18 protein-coding genes are annotated in these 20,502 nt (G+C 49.7%); 8 read left to right on the plus strand and 10 right to left on the minus strand.

Annotation, left to right across the window (positions count from 1 at the left end; all coding sequences use genetic code 11):
• Positions 1–30 precede the first annotated feature (30 nt).
• Genes PHW04_14705 through PHW04_14715 form a run of 3 tightly spaced genes read right to left on the minus strand, consistent with a single transcriptional unit; the run spans position 31 to position 2,501 of the window.
• Positions 31–1,509, minus strand: coding sequence for an ATPase, T2SS/T4P/T4SS family (locus tag PHW04_14705; GenBank protein ID MDD2717138.1), 1,479 nt, complete (start codon positions 1,507–1,509; stop codon positions 31–33).
• A gap of 9 nt (positions 1,510–1,518) precedes the next feature.
• A complete protein-coding gene (locus PHW04_14710) occupies positions 1,519–1,992 on the minus strand; it encodes a zf-HC2 domain-containing protein (protein ID MDD2717139.1) in 474 nt (157 codons plus the stop codon).
• Positions 1,989–2,501, minus strand: a complete 513-nt coding sequence (locus tag PHW04_14715) for an RNA polymerase sigma factor (protein MDD2717140.1) — start codon at positions 2,499–2,501, stop codon at positions 1,989–1,991. The genes PHW04_14710 and PHW04_14715 overlap by 4 nt, the downstream gene beginning before the upstream one ends.
• Positions 2,502–2,621: 120 nt before the next feature.
• Here PHW04_14715 and PHW04_14720 point away from each other — a divergent pair, with 120 nt between their 5' ends.
• From PHW04_14720 to PHW04_14740, 5 genes are all read left to right on the plus strand, one after another.
• A complete protein-coding gene (locus tag PHW04_14720) occupies positions 2,622–2,804 on the plus strand; it encodes a hypothetical protein (protein ID MDD2717141.1) in 183 nt (60 codons plus the stop codon).
• 110 nt (positions 2,805–2,914) lie between these two features.
• Positions 2,915–3,817, plus strand: coding sequence for a hypothetical protein (locus PHW04_14725; GenBank protein ID MDD2717142.1), 903 nt, complete (start codon positions 2,915–2,917; stop codon positions 3,815–3,817).
• Positions 3,818–3,830: 13 nt separating this feature from the next.
• Complete coding sequence (locus PHW04_14730) at positions 3,831–5,255, plus strand: hypothetical protein (GenBank protein MDD2717143.1); 1,425 nt, start codon at positions 3,831–3,833, stop codon at positions 5,253–5,255.
• Positions 5,255–5,683, plus strand: a complete 429-nt coding sequence (locus tag PHW04_14735; protein ID MDD2717144.1) for a prepilin-type N-terminal cleavage/methylation domain-containing protein — start codon at positions 5,255–5,257, stop codon at positions 5,681–5,683. Before PHW04_14730 ends, PHW04_14735 begins: the two co-directional genes overlap by 1 nt.
• Positions 5,676–6,311 (plus strand): prepilin-type N-terminal cleavage/methylation domain-containing protein, encoded by a 636-nt coding sequence (locus PHW04_14740; GenBank protein ID MDD2717145.1) that lies wholly within the window; start codon positions 5,676–5,678, stop codon positions 6,309–6,311. Before PHW04_14735 ends, PHW04_14740 begins: the two co-directional genes overlap by 8 nt.
• On the opposite strand, the gene citC is transcribed toward PHW04_14740, so the two are convergent.
• Both citC and PHW04_14750 read right to left on the minus strand, forming a co-directional pair.
• Positions 6,308–7,348 carry a [citrate (pro-3S)-lyase] ligase gene (gene citC / locus PHW04_14745; protein MDD2717146.1) on the minus strand — a complete coding sequence of 347 codons (1,041 nt, stop codon included), beginning with the start codon at positions 7,346–7,348 and terminating at the stop codon, positions 6,308–6,310. The genes PHW04_14740 and citC overlap by 4 nt on opposite strands.
• 9 nt (positions 7,349–7,357) lie before the next feature.
• Positions 7,358–8,716 (minus strand): triphosphoribosyl-dephospho-CoA synthase, encoded by a 1,359-nt coding sequence (locus PHW04_14750; GenBank protein MDD2717147.1) that lies wholly within the window; start codon positions 8,714–8,716, stop codon positions 7,358–7,360.
• A 63-nt stretch (positions 8,717–8,779) separates the two neighbouring features.
• Between PHW04_14750 and PHW04_14755 the strand changes: the two genes are divergently transcribed.
• Entirely contained in the window at positions 8,780–11,875 is a 3,096-nt protein-coding gene (locus PHW04_14755) for a UvrD-helicase domain-containing protein (protein MDD2717148.1), read from the plus strand.
• A 40-nt stretch (positions 11,876–11,915) separates the two neighbouring features.
• Here PHW04_14755 and citF read toward each other — a convergent pair whose 3' ends face one another.
• The 5 genes from citF to PHW04_14780 all read right to left on the minus strand — a co-directional run bounded on the left by citF (position 11,916) and on the right by PHW04_14780 (position 18,021).
• The gene (citF, locus tag PHW04_14760; protein ID MDD2717149.1) at positions 11,916–13,463 is read right to left on the minus strand and encodes a citrate lyase subunit alpha; all 1,548 of its coding nucleotides are present in this window, start codon (positions 13,461–13,463) and stop codon (positions 11,916–11,918) included.
• Positions 13,460–14,335, minus strand: a complete 876-nt coding sequence (locus PHW04_14765) for an aldolase/citrate lyase family protein (protein MDD2717150.1) — start codon at positions 14,333–14,335, stop codon at positions 13,460–13,462. The genes citF and PHW04_14765 overlap by 4 nt, the downstream gene beginning before the upstream one ends.
• Complete coding sequence (citD, locus tag PHW04_14770; protein MDD2717151.1) at positions 14,335–14,619, minus strand: citrate lyase acyl carrier protein; 285 nt, start codon at positions 14,617–14,619, stop codon at positions 14,335–14,337. The genes PHW04_14765 and citD overlap by 1 nt, the downstream gene beginning before the upstream one ends.
• A gap of 145 nt (positions 14,620–14,764) precedes the next feature.
• The gene (gene icd / locus PHW04_14775) at positions 14,765–16,060 is read right to left on the minus strand and encodes an NADP-dependent isocitrate dehydrogenase (GenBank protein ID MDD2717152.1); all 1,296 of its coding nucleotides are present in this window, start codon (positions 16,058–16,060) and stop codon (positions 14,765–14,767) included.
• 41 nt (positions 16,061–16,101) lie between these two features.
• Complete coding sequence (locus PHW04_14780; protein ID MDD2717153.1) at positions 16,102–18,021, minus strand: aconitate hydratase; 1,920 nt, start codon at positions 18,019–18,021, stop codon at positions 16,102–16,104.
• Positions 18,022–18,271: 250 nt separating this feature from the next.
• Between PHW04_14780 and PHW04_14785 the strand changes: the two genes are divergently transcribed.
• Together PHW04_14785 and PHW04_14790 are read left to right on the plus strand one after the other, a co-directional pair.
• Positions 18,272–19,465 carry an ATP-binding protein gene (locus tag PHW04_14785; protein ID MDD2717154.1) on the plus strand — a complete coding sequence of 398 codons (1,194 nt, stop codon included), beginning with the start codon at positions 18,272–18,274 and terminating at the stop codon, positions 19,463–19,465.
• A gap of 96 nt (positions 19,466–19,561) precedes the next feature.
• The coding region (locus tag PHW04_14790) for a hypothetical protein (GenBank protein MDD2717155.1) at positions 19,562–20,502 on the plus strand (941 nt) is incomplete at its 3' end.

The following is a 20,502-nucleotide window of genomic DNA, read 5'->3' on the forward strand; positions in this document are numbered from 1 at the left end:
TTTTATCTTCGTTGAACTTCTACGGGATTTTTAAATCACCCCGAACACCCTCTGCACTTCTTCGAGAGAGGTCACTCCATCCCTGACCAGTTCCAGAGCCCGTTCATGCAGTGAGCTGGTGACGAGTTTTTTGATTCTGTCCCTGTCTGCTGCAGCGAAGGCTTCCTTCAGTTCATGGCTGAGAACAATCACTTCACGCACCGGGACACGGCCCAGATAGCCTGAACTGAGGCATTTGTCGCAACCCTTTGCCTGGTAAACTGTTCCCAGTTTATGCTTTTTCGCCATTCCCGGAGCTGTCTTGACCTTTTCCTTGCAGTCGCAGAGCTTGCGCACCAGCGCCTGGGAAATCACTCCGTTCAGGACATTCGCGATCAGAGACGGCTCAAGCTTTTCCATCGAAAGAAGGGTTTCCAGCAGTTCCAGCACGCTCTTGGCGTGAAACACCCCGATTACAACATGGCCTGTCTGAGCTGCCTTGATCGCCAGTTCGATGGTCAGCCAGTCCGAGAATTCGCTGATGAAGATCACGTCCGGATCGGAACGCATCGCTGATCTGAGAGCAGCTAACGGTGTAAGTCCGATACTCGGATCGACATGAATCTGAGTGGCTCCGCTCATGACATACTCGATGGGCAGCTCCACTGTCACCACATTGCAGCCTTTTTTCAGGTATTCCTGGAGCAGGGAATAGCAGGTGGTGCTTTTCCCCTGCCCTGTGGCACCTGTCACAAAAATCATCCCATATGGCTTACCGATCATCTCCATGGCAGCCTGGAAATCCCTGCCGGAAAAATCGATTTTGTCCAGTCCGATCAGCACATCAGTCTTCTGGATAAAACGGGCAGTGATCTTTTCCCCGAGAAGTGTGGGAAGTGTGGCAATCCTGAGGTCGCATTCCCTGCCATTGACTCTGATTTGAATCCTGCCGTCCTGGGGCAGCCTTCGCTCAGCCACTTCCAAGGCGGCCATAGATTTGATCCTGACTGTGACCATAGGCAGGATTTCCCGGCTGATCCTCGCTGCCTCCTCGAGCACTCCGTTCACCCGGTATTTGACTACAGCATCCCTGCCGGGAACAGGAATGATATGCAGGTCGCTGGCATGCCGCTCCACGCAGTCTGAAATCCACTGGTTTACCATTCTGATAATGTCCGCTTCAGATGATTTACCTGCTTCCTGTACAGGGACTGCCAGTTGAATGCAGGTTTCGCTGCTGCAGTCTGAAGCCAGTACATCAGCCAGTTTGGCGGCTGTTTCGTCCAGATTTCCGGCGGATTCACCCCTGGTCACAAAATTCAGATACTCGCCGCGAAACCCAAGCTTCTCCAAGGATTCACCGAAGTCTTTGCCTGAGTTCAGGCACTGGATCAGAAAGTCCATCAGATCTTCATGCCCGCTCATGTAATTCTGTTTCCTGCAGATGCTGAGAGTGTCCCGGATCGGGGTGCCTGAACCCAGCAGCTTCGCGAAATGCCTGAAAAAATCAGCCAGTATTTTCTTTTCCATAATAACCTCCTAGACTACGTTTCTCCAGAATTTGGGTGAAACGCCAGTGTCTTGTGCTTCCTTGTGTGTGAGAGAAACAGGGTTATGCTCGCGCAGTTCCAGCCATTTCTCCACTGAGCTTCTCCTGAACCTGATCTGGCCGGCCAGGGTAAGATAAGGGATGTCGGGGAGCAGCTCATATATAACATCCAGCGGGATTCTCAGGAATCCCGCCAGTTCAACGGGAGTCAGAATTTCCGAGGGAGCGCTCCCTGCGGAATTCTGTTCCCTGGATTCAAAGGAAGCAGCGAGTTTGTCGCAGAGCATTTCCGGGACAGGCAGATTATCCTTCCGGTCAATGCTCTTCATTGTGGCCCGGATTGTAGAGATTTTTCCTGAGCATTCACTGCAGGTTGAAAGGTGCTGCTCCACTTCCCGGATTTCCTCGCCAGTCGCTTCTCCGTAAATATAGGTGACAATGATTTCTTCGCTCAGATGCTTCATGTTTCTCTCCTCTTCATGATTTCTCCCAGTTCAGATACAGCCGCGAACATCCTGGATTTGACGGTTCCCACCGGGATCTCCAGGACTTCAGCGATCTCCTGGAACTTCAGGTCCTGAAAGTGTTTCAGTTCAAACACCGCCCGTTTCTCCTCTGAGAGCAGAGCCAGCAGTTCGCAGATCCCGGTATCGTCTCTCTGCACTTCAGCCGCCTGCAGGCTTTCAAAGATCGGGATTATCTTGATCTTTGAAGCTTCCCTGGATCTGAAATACAGATGCCTTGCGATCATATAGGCCCAGGGCAGGAAGTCCCTGGTCCTGTCATAGCTTCCACCAGAGCGGAAGATGGCCAGGAAAAAATCCTGGCAGCAGTCTTCGGCTTCATACTGATCAGCTCCCAGGTGCCTGAACATCCGGTAGAATCTCGGGGTCAGGAGTCTGACCAGCTCCGGGAAGGCTGCGGATTTCCCGGAGAGGAATTCCAGGTAGATTTTTTTCGCTTGTTCTCTCATCAACTAACAATATCCGAAAAAAGATCGAAAGGTTCAAATTATTTAGGAAAAAAATGGAAATATCCCGTAAAACTTATATGATTAAAGTAAGGATATACTGAATTCAGTCTGAGGCGGAAAATGGACAAAATCACACCCATCAGCGAATTGAAGCTCCAGCAGATTCAGAAGACCAAGGCTTTAAAGCCGGTCGGAAAAGACGATTCGGAAACTAAGGGTTGGAAAAAGGTTAAACAGAGACCAAATTCCCAATCCGCTTGCAAGGATTCCGGCATTGGACAGAAATTAGACATCAAAATCTGATATTTCTTGAAAAAACTGAAACTTTTAGGTATAATCGGAGTAAGATAAAAAATAAAAATGCATTTTGTAATATGTTTTTATCATAAAATGCATCATTCAAGGAGGACAAAATGAGTATAAGAAGAGGTATCTGCGTATTCCTGATCCTTGCAGTTACACTGGGAATGCTTCCTGTTCCAGGAGTTACTACACCAGCCTACGCCGCAGGCATCATCGATTTTCTGGCCTGGGGCACTCAACTGGCTGCCGATATTCTTAAAATAATTCCCGGCTGCGCACTGGCAGCCAATATCTGCCAGATTGTTGCGAATGCGTTAAAAAACTTCCCCAAGGGAGCTTTCGGCAGAGCCTGCTGTAAAATTAATTCCTCCCAGCAGGGCAATTTCCAAGCCCTGAATGATAAAGCCCGCAGCACAAACGCTCTCACCAAAGTCGAGAATGCCTCGCTTTCTCAGTATTACAACCTGATTGAAATATTTGCGGAAAAGGACTCGGAAACCATTGCCCTTGGAGCAGCCAAAGATTACAATCAGTTGAATTCCCTTGTGGAGCAGACAGCAAGAGTAGTCAATCTGAAGGGCGATGAGCTTCTCAAGAATGTAGCCTCCATCCAGAGCGCCATCCAGCCCAAACAGGCTGAAGCTGTTGCAGCCAGTTTCAAAAACATCACCAACCAGATCCAGTCCTGCTGCAGCAATTCAGGCTGCGACCTGAATAAACTGGCGAGCCAGATCATTTCCGAAGCTTCCACTGCTGTCAATAATCAGATCAACCCGCTGAGCATAATCAAGCCCGCTACAACCCTGGTGACAGCTACTAATGGAACCTTCATCAACAGCAGCTTCAATTCAGCCAAGGAGCTCAGCATCAGTAACCAGGAAAAGAACCTGACCCAGCTCGAAGCAAAATACCGCGACACCTTAGGTTCAGGGGTCAATGAAGACAGTCTGGCCCAGCTCCGCACCCAGATTGTTGATGCCAAGAATAACATTTGCAAAGCCAAGTATCTCTGATATAATAAAATCTATGGAATACAATTTAAAAAAGAAGGAGGGATTTTCCCTCCTTCTCGTTGTTTTGTGCGGTTTCTGTTTTCTGGCAATCATCAGCTACGCTTTCATGACAGCTTCCACTTCTGAACGCAAGCAGCTGATTTACAACCTGGAAGGCGACAGGGCCAGAGCCCTGGCTGAAGCAGGCTTGAAATCCGCCCTGACCAATGTCCTGGAAAACGCCAATTCCGCAGAAACCGAAATCTACAAATGGTTCCGCAATGCAAACGACAAAAAACCTGCCGGCTTCACTGTCAAAGTAAAGGATGACGCCCTGAAGCTTTTCCCGGATATGAAGGGCAGAGTCAAGATGGAAGTGGATGATGTGAAAGTGGAAATGGAAGTTTTGAAGGCATTCCCTGACAATGCTAAAAATCAGCTTGACTCAGATAAACTCGAAAAAAACGGGATGGTCAAATTAACAGTCAAGTCCAAATATGGCTCAGAAAAGTTCCAGATCATAGCCGCATATGACTTCAAGGTCGCACTGATCATGTTTCCCCAGTTCAAGAGCGGTCAGCTCAAGGATACAGGCCAGCTGAACAAATTCGCAGTGCTGATCAGGGGAGGCAAATCCTATATCGACGGCAAACCAGAACTGACTCCTGAAATGAAAGTGGTTAATGATGAACTGCAGCAGGGTTTTCTGGCATTTGGAAACAACACTTTCCCAGGTTTCACAGGCACTCCTGAAGTGGACGAGGTTCTGGAAGCATTCGGCAGCGACAGCGATGTGATCGAAATTGGTACATCAGAAGTAATTGCCAATTTCAAGTATAAAAACACCAAATTCATGAAATTCAACACTAAGTATATTTATTACAATAACCCGGAATTATCAAAACTGGAAAATCTGGATCTTACTCTTTCCTCCATCCCCTATGAAAAAGTGGCACGCTGGTTCATCACAGGCGATTCGTTTCTGGATTTTTCGCTGAGAGACTCCACGCTCAAGCTGGATGGAATTGAGCTTGTGGACGACGGCTTCACTCTTACGGCAGCACTTAGTTTTGAAGGATACAGCCTGACCCTCACTAAAAATGCAGTCAACCTCAGAAGAGCTGTTGAAAAAAAAGGTGACAACTCAGGCTGGCTGATAGCCAATCTCTGGAATAAAACTTCAGGCGGTGACCCGAATATCTGTGTTGGACCTGAACCGGTTTCAGTAAATCTGGCTGCGCTCTGGGGTGAAATCAAGGCCCTTGACCCCAAGCGGGCGATTCAGGTTGCCGGAAGCCTGCTGGCGAATGTGATAACCCGCGTCGACGGAACTGCAATCAATGGCCAGATGACCCGGGATGCCAACCTTCTTTTCCCATTCTCTCCTGACAAGAAAAAACTGGCTTATTCTGTTTCAGTCTGCCATGGCCCAAGCTATTATCAGCTGCAGAGGTATTGATGAATAAAGGTTTTACACTACCCGAAATACTGATTGCGATTGTTTTCTTTGTGATCGGATTTTTCGCACTTTCCCTTTTGTTCGATACTTCCAACAAGCAGGTTTACACGGCACAGGATGATTTGTTTGCCTATTGCATAGCCCGTGAGCGCCTGTCCTGGATGAGCGAGACTGATTTCAGCCAGGTCGGAGGCATGCACGATCTCCTGTCGCAGACTGCGCTTACAAACGGCTATTTTTATTATGATCTCAACAACAATAAGAAGCAGGCAGTTTATCCTGCACTCTATGCCAAGTTCTACATTCAGCCCAAAATTGAAGATCTGGGAAAGTTTAAGAGACTGCTGGTCAAAGTGGAATACAAGCTGAAAATGGACGATCCGGAATCCAGAGAGGTCGTACTGGAAAGGATAGTTTCCAATGAATAAGCGCAGAGGATTTTCTTTTATAGAAGTGATGGTGGTGCTGGGGATCGGCGTTTTCTTCATGGGCGTGGTCTATACATTCTGGCACAAGGGGATGGGATTCATCTCACGCGGCAGCTATTTTCTGCAGATGCAGCGCGGCGCCAGATTCACCATGGAAAAGATCGAGGACGACCTTGAGCAATGCGCTTATTTTAAACCTGATCAGCCCTTTTCCATAAAAGTCGCGTCAGGGGAGATCGAATTCTGGAAATATTCGGACAAGCTGGAATCCGAAGGCAGGCCCAAACTCCAGAAAGTGAACTATAAACTTGAGAAAGACCCGAAAACAGACAGCGGCCAGATTGTACGAACTGTGACTGAAGATTCTGCCATCATCAAGCGCGAGAAGTTCGGGGACTTTTTCGTGAAAGCGGAATTCGAACCATACAAACTCAAGATCGGTTCCATTTCCACTCTCATGAGTGACAGATATTTCATCAGGGTCTATTTAGAGGCATATACTAAAGGCTACCAGGAGAAAGAACAGACTCTGCAGATAGTCACATCATTCGATCTGAAAACTCCGAACGGAAATTTCAGGGATTATTATTATTTACACAACCCTGTCAGTAAAAGGGACGTTCCTTAACCTGTTTTTTTCCTGATTTTCTGAATTATTTCTTTGGCAGCAGGGCTGATCAGAAATTCAAATGTCGTCTGTGGCACCATCTTTTTTACTGTACCAAAGTCCTTGTTTTTCAAAGCAGCTCTGACAGTCGATGCGCTGATGATCCGGCCGTCAAAAATCTTGCTGCGGGAGATTTCTGTAAGCTTGATCTGATGGGAAGGCAGGATTTTTTTCATTGCTTCATTGTACGCGGCAGTGGTCAGGCAGAAGTCTTCAGTCCCTACGAATCTCTGCCTGATCCTGAGGACTGGGGCCAGGCGGAGGGCAAAGATTTTCAGATCAAGCTCTGCCTGCTGCCGCACCAGTTCACCCGGCTGATCGCTTTTCAGAAAATAGGTGGGGAAAGTGGAGGATGAAACCACATACCTGCCTCCGCAAAGCACTGCTGCATTTTTCAGATCAGCAGTACCCTTTCTCACCAGTTCAAGCCTTACTTCAAAGGGAAACACAGAGCGGTCCTCTTCCACTACAATCACGTAAAGGTATTCGCAGTTTTGGGAGGCCTGTTCAATCAGATAACGGTGCCCAAGAGTAAAAGGGTTGCAATTGACTATCACTGCAGCAGAATGCTCCACTTCTTTCTCCCGATTCTCCTCCAGATATTTCAGGTAGGAGTCGATCGAAGCACCGAATTCCAGCAGAGCTACGGAATCAGTCATCTCCACCAGGCGAAAACCAAGTTTTTCAAAGCTGATACTGGAGTCAGGCCTGGTGAACACGAAGCTGTGATGGATACCGCGGCTGTCCAGAAATTCGAGCAGCCTGCTCACGATTTCCGAAAAAGCCGGTCCTTCGCGATAGGCGAAGTCAATGGCCAGGCATTTAATCACATAGCCTGCAACCGAACCTGTGCCGATGATTTTTCCGGATTTCCTGACTGCGAGCGTAAAATCGGCTGGTTCGTACTGCAGTCCCTGGGAACCGAGAAAATCAGCAATTTCCGAAGTCTCAAGCTGATTCGAAAGATCGATGGACTCAATATTGTATTCATTAAACATGATTTTATTCTACCTGTGATTCTGTAATTCTGAAATGGATTCGAAAAACAGGCTGACAGCCAGAAGGTCGGCGGATCCTCCACAGGACAGGTTGTTTTTTCCGCAATAATCGCAGAGCCTTTCGAAAGCTCTGCCAAGCTGCTTCAGAGTCGCTTTTTTCCGGAAAAGAGCGACGACCGCTGCAGCCAGTTTCTTCACTGCCAGGGCTTTTTTCAAACCGCCCCTGAAATAGAGATTGGTATCGTCGTTCTCTGCAATAATCGCGGACAGCGTCAACCGGCAGGCTGTATCCTGATCAAAACCGCGGTTGCGGCAGACAGAAAGAATCGGCAGGGCTTCCTTGAAAACCAGTGGGAAACCGGCTTCAACCTCACCTCTCGCACCAGTGATTCCGAATTTTTCATGAGCCATCTGTCCATGGGTGGCACCGGGACTCTCAAGTTCAGCAGTCAATCCCCGGCAGATTTTCCCGATCAGGCTCCGGATATTTTTATGATCAAGGCGCCTGGTTTCCCTGAAACTGAGAGCTGAGGCATAGACCGCAATTCCCATCAGGAAAATCGCGCCTTTCTGGGTGTTGATACCTGAAGTGGCGGAAAACATATTGTCTTCCATGGTCATGCCCAGGCAGCGGATCACGGAAAGATGCAGATTTTCCGGCCATTCCCCGGCTAGCGCAGCTTCCGCGATCCTCAGGTAACCAGGAGCGAGGGCTGAGGTGCTGGAGAGATAGGTGAAAAAATCCATATCCTTGTGGCTGCCTGAAGAAATCCTGGTGACCAGGCCGGGCTTGGGATGCACCGAAGCCTCGGTCAGCAGGGCTGAAACCGCGAATTCTGTGAGCCTGTCGATCATTTTCCGGTTTTCCAGTTTGCGCAGATACTCAGCCAGCAGTTCTTCGCAGCTCTGGCGAAGGTCTGCTGTAGCATGCGAGCGTTCCATCATGCAGAGAATGGCTGAGCGGTCGCAGAGCAGGCATTGCCTTCTGCGGTTTCCTGAAATAGGAATACCGGACTCATCATACACGTCAAGATCCAGAAGCCTTCCTGCCTGATGATTCCGCTCAAAGCAGGCGCACTTTTCCTTCAGTTCAGTCAAAGCCTTCAGTCCCATCCCTCCCAGCGGCAGGAACAGGAAATGTCCGGCCTCGTCCAGGCCGAAACCCGGATTTTTGACCTGTTGAAATGTGGAAAGAAAGCGCAGCGCTTCCTTAGAAGTGGCAAGAAATGCCTTTTCGATCAGGGGTGAGGTCTTGGGATAGCCCGGAACATTGAGCGAAAAAGTGACAAAAGCCTGGCCGGACTGCTTGCGCGACATCCAGCGGTTTTCGCGGGCCTCGATAACCAGTTCCAGTGGTGATTTTTTCATATGAATATATTACCATACAGTATGAATCATTAGAAAATCAAAGGTTTGTAAAATGGATTAAACATGAAATTCTACGCAGATTTCCATATCCACTCCCATTACTCTCTCGCTACCAGCAAGCAATTGACTCCGGAGCACCTGGACTACTGGTGCAGGGTGAAAGGCATGAATGTCGTGGCTACAGGTGATTTCACCCATCCGGGCTGGATCGCTGAGCTGAAAGACAAACTGGGACCTGCAGAAGACGGGCTTTTCAGACTGAAAAAAGAAATACAGCTTCCTGAGGCGGCTCAACTTCCTGGTGCAGCCTCGACTGTCAGATTCCTCCTGAGCGCTGAGATCAGCAGCATCTATAAGAAAAACGACCGGGTGCGCAAGGTCCACAATCTGCTCTTTGTGCCGGATTTCGCGTCTGCGGAGCGCCTGAATCGCAGGCTTTCAGAAATCGGCAATCTCAAATCCGACGGGCGGCCGATCCTTGGCCTTGACTCCAAGCGGTTGCTGGAAATCTTCCTGGAAGAGTGTCCGGACGGATTTCTGGCTCCTGCCCATGTCTGGACACCCTGGTTTTCCCTGCTCGGCGAAAAATCCGGTTTTGACCGGCTCACTGACTGTTACGAAGATCTTTCACAGCATATTTTTGCTGCGGAAACCGGGCTTTCCTCAGACGCCCCAATGAACTGGCTGGTCAGCACGCTTGATCAGTGCACACTGCTCGCCAATTCGGATGCTCATTCCCCGGACAGGATCGGCAGGAATGCCAATATTCTCCACACTGAACTCTCATTTTTCTCCATAAAACAGGCAATGCAGTCCGGCGGACAGGTGGAGACAGTGCACCTCTTTCCACAGGAAGGCAAATACCATTTCGACGGGCATCGCAAATGCGGGATCTGCTGGGACCCTCTCACTACGCTCAAGAACCGCTGTCTCTGCCCGGTCTGCGGGAAAAAAGTGGTGGTAGGAGTAATGCACAGAGTGGCGGTTCTGGCAGACAGATCCGATATCTCAACCAGACCGAAATGTGCCCCATTCCATTCCATCATCCCGCTGCGCGAGCTGCTCTCTGAAATTATCGGATCAGGCGAATCCTCAAAAAAGGTCTTGAAAGTCTATTTTGAACTGATCCAGAAAGCAGGAAATGAACTTTTCATGCTGCTCGAACAGCCGCTCGAAGATCTGGGAAAGCTTTCCCCTGAACTTTCAGAAGCTGTCAGAAGGATGCGGGCCAGGGAGGTTTTCATCAGTGAGGGATATGACGGAGAATATGGTACTGTCAAGGCTTTCAGACCTGGCGAGGCGAAATCATTCGGCCGGAATTCCGGTTTTTTTCAAGGGCAGGTGAAGCTGTCACCCAGGCCGCTTGTCTGCTTTGATGTAGCAGAATTTCAACGACTGGGAAATTATTCCGGGGAAGAGCTTCAATCTCCTGTGATTGAAGCTGGAGCCAACCCGCAGCAGGAAGAAGCAATCCGACATTTCCAGGGACCTGCTCTGATCCTGGCAGGTCCGGGAACCGGAAAGACCAGAACCATTGTCGAGCGCATCAGAACCATCGCGGAGCATGTAAATCCCTCGGAAATCCTGGCCGTCACTTTCACTAACCGCTCAGCAGCGGAACTGAAATCAAGGCTTTCAGACCTTGGAACTGCCGGAACCGTCAAAGCAACCACTTTCCATGGACTGGGCCTGTCGATCTTATCAGAAAACCTGGAGCAAACTGGCAGGAAACCCGGATTTTCCCTGATCAGTGAATCTGACAGGAATTTCATCTGTTCATTGTTCACGCAGAAAACGTCCGTTTATTCAAAAGCGGTTTCAGCCAGGAAGCAGCTCCTGAAATATGATGAACCAGAAGGATTCATGGAATTTTTTGTCAGGTATGAAGAATATCTGAGCGAGAACAATCTGTTCGACCTGGATGATCTGCTCTGTCTTCCTGTTCAGATCCTCGAAACCAATCAGGAATTACTTGAAAAATACAGAACCCGCTTCAGTCAGATTCTGGTGGACGAATATCAGGACGTGAATCCTGTGCAGTATAAGCTGCTGCGTCTGTTAGCTCCCGGCAATGCTAATCTCTGCGCTGTAGGCGACCCTGACCAGGCAATTTACGGTTTCAGAGGAGCGGATGTGGGTTTTATCAGGCGATTCCAGGAGGACTATCCTCTGGCAAAAACTTTTAATCTGGTCAGAAGCTACCGCTGTTCTAACACTATCCTGAAAGCAAGTTCAGGCATCGTCCATTCAGCGGGGGGATTTCTGCAGGGGCTGGAAAAGGGAGTCAGGCTCAATCTCTCCAGCCACCCCACAGATAAAAGCGAAGCTGAATTCATCGCCAGGAACATTGAACGGATGGCAGGAGGATTGAGATTTTTCTCCCTGGACAGTTCAGTCGCGTCCGGGGAATCGGTGAGCGGAATTGAAAGCCTGGCTGATTTCGCTGTGCTCGTGCGTACCAGAACTCAGATGAAAGCTCTGGAAAAAGCTTTTCATGATCATTCGATTCCATATCAGTCAGTAGATGATGAAGATTTTTTCGGCACAGATCCTGTAGCTGCAACCCTGGATCTGCTGCGCCTGTCCCTGGACCCGGGAAACGGATTTCTGCGGGAGAAACTGAAAGGAAGAGCCGATCTGCCTGAGACTGGATTAAAACTCTCAGACAATCAGACAGTGAAAAACGCTTTGCTTCTATGTACGAAGTATCAAAAAGACGTGAATGCTTCGGAGATCGGAAAACTGCTGGATTATGCAGAGCGTTTCGGCTCCGATTTTGACGGATTCCTGAAACAGGCTTTTCTCTGTGGCGGCACCGATCTTTTTGAGGAAAAAGTGGAGCGGGTGAGCCTGCTGACAATCCATGCCGCCAAGGGACTGGAATTTACGGCAGTCTTCATCGCCGGCTGCGAGGATGGATTACTGCCGTATCATCTATACGAGACCATGAAGTCAGACCTCGATGAAGAGACCAGGCTTTTCTATGTAGCCATGACGCGCGCGAAAAAGTACCTGTTCCTCTCGAGCGCTGAACACAGATTCCTGCACGGCCGGGAATTCAGGCTGCCCAGAAGCCGTTTCCTGTCCAGCATTGAGCAGGAGCTGCTGGAAGTGGAAAAACCCAGGGAGCGGCCAGCTGAACAGCTGGGGATGTTCTGACATTCCGTGCAGGGGCGCAGCATGCTGCGCCCTTACAAATCTAAGATTTCACTTTGCGGATCACGTCAATGATCGATCCGTCGCGATATTCCACCAGCCCCACGATCTTGTCGTCCCATTCGATCGGGGCAGGTTTTCCGCAGAGTTTTTCCACATTTTTGGCCAGATCGTGAATCTCCAGGATCGGCAGCCTGCTCCGCTTGAGAGTTTCGATGAGCTCGGTCCTGGCAGGGTTCACGCAGATGCCGCGTTCAGTGACCAGCAGGTCCACAGAGCAGCCTGGTGTGACGATTGTAGCAATTTTATCGCGCACGATCGGAGTCCTGGCCCGCATGGAAGGTGCGACTACCACGGTGAGCTTGGCGCCTGCAGCTGTATCGCAGTGACCGCCTGACGCTCCCATCACTAAGCCGTCTGAGCCTGTCAGTACATTCACGTTGAAATCAGTGTCAACTTCCAGCGCTGCCAGGATCACCACATCCAGCATGTTCACGAAACAGCCGGCATTGAAGGGGTTTGCATACTGGGAGGATGAGATTTCCACATGCTGCTGGTTCTTATAGATCGAATGCGTAACCATGTCATCAAAGCTCTGCACATCATAGGCCACGTTGAACAGGCCCTCTTCAAGGATTTCCACCATCGTGGAAGTGATGCCACCGAGCAGGAAGCTGCCCTTGATTTTCCGCTCCCTCTGCAGTTCGCGGATGAATTTGGCGACTGCGAGCGAAGCTCCGCCTGCCCCGGTCTGGAGAGAGAAGCCTGGTTTGATGTATCCGCATTTATCGATAGCCTGAGTGGCGAGCTGGGCGATCCTGAGATCGAGCGGGTTTCTGGTCAGGCGGGTGCTGCCTGTGCCGATCTTCTTGGGGTCTCCAATCCTGTCCACTGGCACTACATAATCCACATTATGCTGTTTGATGGATGCAGGATGGCAGGGAAATTCCACCAGGTTATCGGTGAGTACAACCACTTCGGCTGCATACTCTGAATCCACCATCGGATAACCAAGAGCGCCGCAAGCTGACTTGCCGAAGCTGCCGGTGGCGTTTCCTTCGCAGTCCGCAGCCGCAGCTGCAATGAAAGCTAGATCCACCTTCAGTTTTCCGGTTTCAATGGCTCTGGCCCGCCCGCCATGGGAATGGAAGATGACAGGGATGCCGAGTTTTCCTGCTGAGATGGTCTTGCCGAGCTTCTCGCGCAGGCCGGATGTCCAGATCCGGCTGATCACGCCGTTTTCCACGAAAGGGATCAGCGGGTCATGTGCAGTGGTAAGGGAGGAAGATGCTATCGTCAGATTCTTGAATCCCATTTCAGCAATCAGGGAGATTACCTTGAAAACTGTCTCGTCTCCACCCCGGAAATGATGGTGGAATGAAATGCACATGCCGTCGCGGAGGCTGAGCTTTTCCAGACAGTTCTTCAAGTCAGGCAGCAGTTTATGCCCGGTTTTTGATTTACGGATAGGTTGAGGAGTCTTGTATTTTTCGGTTTGGCTATTGATCAGCGTGAATTCACCCTGGAACGGGATTAGGCTGCCGACACCCTCTATTTTTTCCGGAATTTCGATCCCAAGCTTGTTTTTCATGCTGCACCTTCCATTTCCGCCAGTTCCAGGATCCGTCTGGCCCTCGCCACAACAGGAGCGTCGATCATCCGGCCGTCGATGGCGAAAACTCCCACGCCCTCAGCCTGTGCTTTTTTGAAGGCAGTAACTATCTTCATGGCTTTGTCGATCTCCGAAACAGTTGGCAAGAATACTCTGTGGACCGGCTCAATCTGCCTGGGATTGATCACAGCTTTGCCGTCAAAGCCGAGTTCCTTGATCATTCTGGTTTCGCGGATCAGACCTTCGTCGTCATCCACATCCGCCCAGATCGTGTCAATCGCGGAGATCCTGGCAGCTTTGGCAGCCATCACGATTCTTCTCCTTGCATAGGACAGTTCTTCGCCTCCGAGTGTCTTTTGAATTCCCATGTCTGCAGTCAGATCCTGGCCTCCGATGGTGATGGCTGTGATCCGCGGGGAAGCCTTGGCGATCGCATAGGCGTTTTCTACTCCCAAAGCTGTTTCCAGCATGGCATGGATCATGATTGTGCCCACTCGCAGCCCTGATTCGTCCTCCATCTGGGAGATGAGCTTGTCCGCCCGTTGAATGTCCTCTATGGTTTCCACCTTAGGAATTCGGATGGCATCTGGCTTTGCCGGCACGATCATGGAAAGGTCAGGGATCACGAAATCTGTGTTCATGCCATTGATGCGTACGGTTTTTTCCACATCCCCGAAATCGACGTAGGACAACAGGTTACGGACTAAAAGCCTGGCGTCATCCTTGCGGTTGACAGCCACTGCATCTTCCAGGTCCAGCATGATGGCGTCTGCGCCGTAACAGCCGCCGTTCTGGATCATTCCGGGATTATTACCCGGTATGTAGAGCATAGTCCGTCTGAGTTTTTTAATCACTTTTCAACCTCCGGACGTGATGCCCGCCGCAGGGCAGCCTCTACCCTGGCCTTGATTGTAGGAGGCAAAGCACCTCTATCATTGGCTGTGAGTTCGACATCTGAAACACGGTTCTGATCAAGGACCTTCTGAATGTCCTCCCTGATCGACTGCCCGTATTCATTAAGTACAACCGACTGCAGCTCGATTTTCCGACCCGCTCCTTTGTCAGCCGGCTTCACAGTCACCAAGATGTCACTGGATTCCAGAGAACCGGACTGGGCTGTAGATTTGATTTCCATGCTTACCTCTAAGATTCGATTTTACAGCTACTACTAAATTGTCACAAAAATCAATAAAATCCACTTTGCAGGTACGAGGTTCGTGGTGCGAGGTTCGAGAAGCTCCGTACCTCGGACCCCGAATCCCGAACCAAAAATTATTAAATCAATACATATTTTTAACAATCTCTTTCGCAAATTCCGAGCACTTGATTTCCTTTGCTCCGTCCATCTGCCTTGCGAAGTCATAGGTCACGGTCTTGTTCTGAATGGTTTTTTCCAGTCCTTTGACGATCAGATCCGCGGCTTCCAGCCAGCCCAGATGTTCGAACATCATCACACCTGAGAGGATCACTGAACCTGGATTGACTTTGTCCTGCCCAGCATATTTCGGGGCAGTGCCGTGAGTGGCTTCGAACAGCGCATGGCCTGTCTCGTAATTGATATTTGCTCCAGGAGCAATGCCGATGCCGCCCACCTGGGCTGCCAGAGCGTCGGAAACATAATCTCCGTTAAGATTCGTGGTGGCTATCACATCGTATTCCTTTGGCCTGGTCAGGATCTGCTGCAGGAAATTGTCGCAGATGCAGTCCTTGATAATGATTTTTCCTGATTCCTGGGCTTTCTTCATTTCCTTGTTCGCTGTCTCTTCGCCCTGCGCTGCCTTGATTTTTTCCCACTGCGGCCAGGTGAAGGTCTTGTCCCCGAATTCGCGCTCAGCCAGGGCGTATCCCCATTTCAGGAATCCACCTTCAGTGAATTTCTGGATATTGCCTTTGTGCACTATAGTCACGCTCTTTCTCTTAAGCCTCAGGGCATAATTGATGGCTGCGCGGATCAGGCGTTCCGAGCCCTCCAATGAAACCGGCTTGATCCCGATCGAAGAGGTGTTCGGAAAGCGGATCTTCTTCACTCCCATTTCCTTAATCAGAAAATCGATCACTTTCTTCACTTCAGGCGTGCCGTTGTTCCATTCGATGCCTGCATAGATGTCTTCGGTATTCTCGCGGAATACCACCATGTCCACGTCTTCAGGTCTTTTCACAGGAGAAGGGACACCTTTGAAATAGCGGACAGGTCTAAGGCAGGTGTACAAGTCAAGCTTCTGCCTGAGCGTGACGTTGATGCTCCTCATCCCTTCGCCTACCGGGGTGGTGAGAGGACCTTTGATGGCTACGAAATATTCTGTCACTGCTTTGAATGTGTCTTCAGGTGCCCAGTCCTTGAACAGGTTGAAGGCTTTCTCGCCGGCATAGATTTCATGCCAGGCGATCTTTTTCTTGCCTTTGTAAGCTTTTTCCACAGCCTTGTCAAAAACCAGCACAGAGGCATTCCAGATGTCAGCGCCTGTTCCATCACCTTCGATGAAGGGGATGATCGGATTGTCGGGTACGATCAGCTTGCCTTTCTTGTTCTGGATCTTTTCCCCCTGCAGAGGGGCTTTTCCGGTATCCTTTTCCATCTCATTACTGGTTTTCTTCGCCATTTTCTCCTGTCCTCCTGTTATTTTTTCTGATTGATTGAAGTAAAAGCAAGGGATCCGCCGGCTTTGACTATCTCAACATCCCGGCTGCTCAACGGATGTGTCACTTTGTAGACCTGGTTTTTCGTCTTGTTCGTGACCTGCAGATCTTTTTTTGAAATATCGCTGAAATCAAACTGCAGCAGATCACCCTGGGTAATCTTGTCATAGTCTTCCGGGTTCTGGAAAGTCAGAGGCATGATCCCGAAATTCACCAGATTGGCAAGGTGAATCCTGGCGAAGCTCTTTACCAGCACGGCTTTGATGCCAAGATACATTGGGGCGAGTGCCGCATGTTCCCTGGAACTGCCCTGACCGTAGTTTGCTCCGCCTACGATCACACTCTGCTTTGCCTCTTTAGCACGCTTCGCAAAAGTGGGATCAATCGGTTCAAAGACATGCTCCGCGATCTTCGGCACATTGGAGCGCAAAGGAAGGATCTTTGCACCTGCCGGCATGATGTGATCTGTGGTGATGTCATTGCCCACCTTGAGGATCACAGGCACTTCCACCTTGTCCTCAAGCCTGGTGTTCTTGGGGAGCGGCTGGATGTTCGGACCGCGAACAACAGTCACTTTGCTGCCGTCCTTGGCAGGAGGAATAATCAGCGAATCGTCGATCACGAATTTTGGTTTTGCTTCGATTTTTGGAGCTTCGATACCCAGTTCCCTGGGATCAGTGATCTGGCCTGTGAGAGCTGCTGCGACAGCCGTTTCCGGTGAACACAGGTAGATTTCCGCGTCCTTGGTGCCTGAACGGCCTTCGAAGTTACGGTTGAAAGTGCGCAGCGAAATTCCCTTGGAGGGCGGAGAAAATCCCATGCCTATGCAGGGTCCGCAGGAGCATTCCAGCAGTCTGACGCCTGAGTCAAGTATCTTCTCCATTTCGCCTGCTGAAATCAGTTTTTTCAGCACCTGGCGCGAACCTGGCAGGAGTCCCATTGATACTTCCGGATGTACATGCCGGTTTTTAAGCATACCTGCCACTGTTTTGATGTCTTTATAACTGGAGTTTGTGCAGGATCCGACTACCACTTGCTGCACCTTTTTGCCTGCAATGGACTTCACTGTCACCACCTGGTCAGGCATGTGGGGCTTGGCAATCAACGGTTCGAGCTTGCTGAGGTCAATCTCCACCCTGCCGTCGTATCCGGCTTTCTGATCAGGTTTCATTTCCAGCCACTGGATTTCGCGCTGCTGAAGCTTGAAAAATTCTTTTGTCTTTATGTCTGAGGGGAAAATCGAGAAAGTCGCGCCCAGTTCTGCACCCATGTTTGTGATTGTGGCGCGTTCAGGGATGGAAAGTGTCTTCACGCCTGGTCCGGTGAATTCGAAGGCAATCCCCACTCCGCCCTTGACGGTTTTCAGGCGCAGGAGTTCCAGGATCACATCCTTGGCACTCACGAAAGGCTGCAGCTCACCAGTCAGGTAGACTTCAAAAACTCTGGGCATGGAAAGATAGAACGGTTCTCCTGCCATGGCCAGCGCAATATCCAGGCCTCCGGCCCCGATCGCGATCATGCCCAGCCCTCCGCAGGTAGGCGTGTGGGAATCAGATCCCAGCAGGGTTTTTCCGGGCACGCCGAAGCGTTCCAGATGCACCTGATGGCAGATCCCGTTGCCTGGCTTGCTGAAAAAAATCCCGTGTTTGGCGGCGATTGACTGCAGGAATGCATGGTCGTCCGCATTCTCATAGCCGCTCTGCAGCATGTTGTGGTCCACGTAAGACACTGACAGTTCCGTCTTTACTCTAGGCACTTCCAAGGCCTCGAACTGCAGGTAAGCCATGGTGCCTGTAGCATCCTGCGTGAGCGTCTGGTCGATCCTGATGGCAATGCTCGCGCCTGCCTTCATTTCGCCTGATACCAGATGGCTTTTGATGATTTTCTCAGTCAGATTCATTGCCCCCCCAAAAATCCTTGAGATTCTTCTCCAAAGTATTATATACAGAAACAAGAAATGTTTTAATTTCTGAATGTACCTCCTCACCGTCCGCTGACCGATGAAGGACTGGCATAGCTTTACCCGGAAAATTTGATTTAATTGTATTATAATCAGGATTCTATTTCATTATTACGATGTTTTGCATAAGAGTAAGGGTTTATATATTCACAATCTTGACAATTCTAAAGTTGAAATTTAGTATTGTAAGATGTTTATCAAAAGAGCGCTCGCAGACACCTTTCACAAGGCCTTATCATTATTCCCTGCAGTTCTGATTACAGGCCCGCGGCAATCCGGCAAAACAACATTTCTTCAGCACGAACTTAAAGGAAAAGCTCAATATGTTTCCTTTGACGATCCCCTGGAGAGAGCATTTGCACATGAGGATCCAAATGGTTTTCTGGACAGATTCAACACTACTCCAGTGATTCTGGATGAGATTCAGTATGTTCCGGAACTTTTTTCATATCTTAAAATCAGAATCGACAATGAGAGGGAAAAGTGCGGAAAATGGATCATGACAGGTTCGCAGCAGTTCAGTCTGATGAAAAATATCAGTGACTCCCTGGCAGGAAGGATAGCCATACTGGAGCTCCTGCCTCTGCATTGGCTTGAATACGGTAAACCGGCAGACAGAGCGGAAAATCTGATCTGGACTGGAGGGTATCCGGAAGTCGTGACCTTGCCTGTTAAAAGAGATATGTGGCTGAAGAGTTACCTGGGGACATACATTGAAAGAGATCTGCACCAGATCCTCAGCGTCAAGGATCTTTCCCTGTTCCAGGCTTTTGTAAGTTATTGCGCTTCAATCCATGGGCAGGAATTGAACATGGCTTCCATCTCCCGCTGTTGCGGAATCAGCCAGCCCACATGCAAGAATTGGCTTTCAGTGCTTCAGGCATGCTATCTGATTATTCTGCTCCAGCCCTATCACCGCAACCTGGGAAAAAGGATAGTCAAGAGTCCCAAGCTTTATTTCCTGGATTCCGCGATTGCGGCTTATCTTACCAGACAGCCGTCAGCCGAAGCTTTGTTTTCCGGAGCCATGGGTGGAGCATTTTTTGAGGGTTTCATAGTCAGTGAAACCGTTAAAATTCTCGGCAGACTCGGAATTTCCCAGCCTGTTTACTATTTCCGCGCCAACGATGGCACTGAAATCGACCTGCTGATCGAAATGAGTGAAGGATATTATCCCTTAGAGATCAAAAAAACTGCCACACCCACAAGAAAGCACGTTTCCTCTATGCTCAGGATCGCCAAAGGCTCTGAAGGATTCCGTGTGCTGGAGCCGCGGATAGTCTGTATGGTTCCGGAAACGAGAGATCTGCCTGGCGGGGTCAAGGCAGTCCCCTGGCAGGAATACCTGCACTGGCTGGGACGGTTTGCGGCTGATCTAAAATAATCGCGGAAACTGGGGACTTCCCGCTGGATCTTATTTGTTTTATATAAAAATATTGTTTAAAATCGAGTTGAAATTGAGTTTGAAAAAGGGGGAAGTATGAAACTGTTCTGCATTTTTATCTTCACATCTTTACTGCTGATCTTTTGTTCAGGTCAGCTTGAGGCTGAAAGTATTCAAGCCATACTTTCAACCAGCGACGGCTCAACAGGACTGCAGATCATCAATTCAAATTCCAAAGAAGTGGGAATCATAGATTCATTAGGCAATATCCGCCTGGATGGAGTCTTGAATTCAGCCAGCACCAGGGAGTCGTTTTTCTTCGGAAAACTGGGGATCGGCACTACCAGCCCTGTGGAAATCCTGGATGTCAAGGGCACAATGGAAGCTCTGCACTATATAGGCGACGGCTCGCATCTGACAGGCCTGCCGACTGTGGATTTCAGCGATAGCGGCGAAGTGGCAGGAATGAACAGGCTGCTTGGTAATATCGATAATTTTGATCTGACTCTGATCACCAATAATCTTCCCAGACTGACCGTGAAAAACAGCGGGAAAATAGGAGTAGGAACCTCTAATCCTGAATTTAAGCTCACAATCGATAAAGGGGCAGCATCGCCTGACGGCGGTATAATGGCGATCGGAACTTATGGCAGCGGTACCTCACTAGAAACTTCCGGAGCAGGTACCAGGATGTTCTGGTATCCGAAAAAAGCGGCTTTCAGGGCTGGTAATGTAGAAAGTGATCAATGGGATGATGTGAAGATTGGAGAATGTTCTATTGCAACAGGGGATAACGCAATAGCTAGCGGTTGGGCTTCAACTGCCATGGGGTTTAATACGATAGCCAGTGGGGACACTTCGACTTCTATGGGTTCTGGTACTGTAGGCAGCGGCTGGGCTTCCATGGCAATAGGGGCCGACACTGTTGCCGGCGGATGGGTGTCTACAGCCATGGGATTTAGGACAGTAGCAAGTGGGGACAATTCTACCGCCATGGGGGTTCTCACTACAGCCAGCGGGTATGCTTCGACTGCTAC

The sequence above is a fragment of the Candidatus Wallbacteria bacterium genome (assembly GCA_028687545.1).
In the GTDB taxonomy this organism is placed as follows: Bacteria; Muiribacteriota; JAQTZZ01; order JAQTZZ01; family JAQTZZ01; genus JAQTZZ01.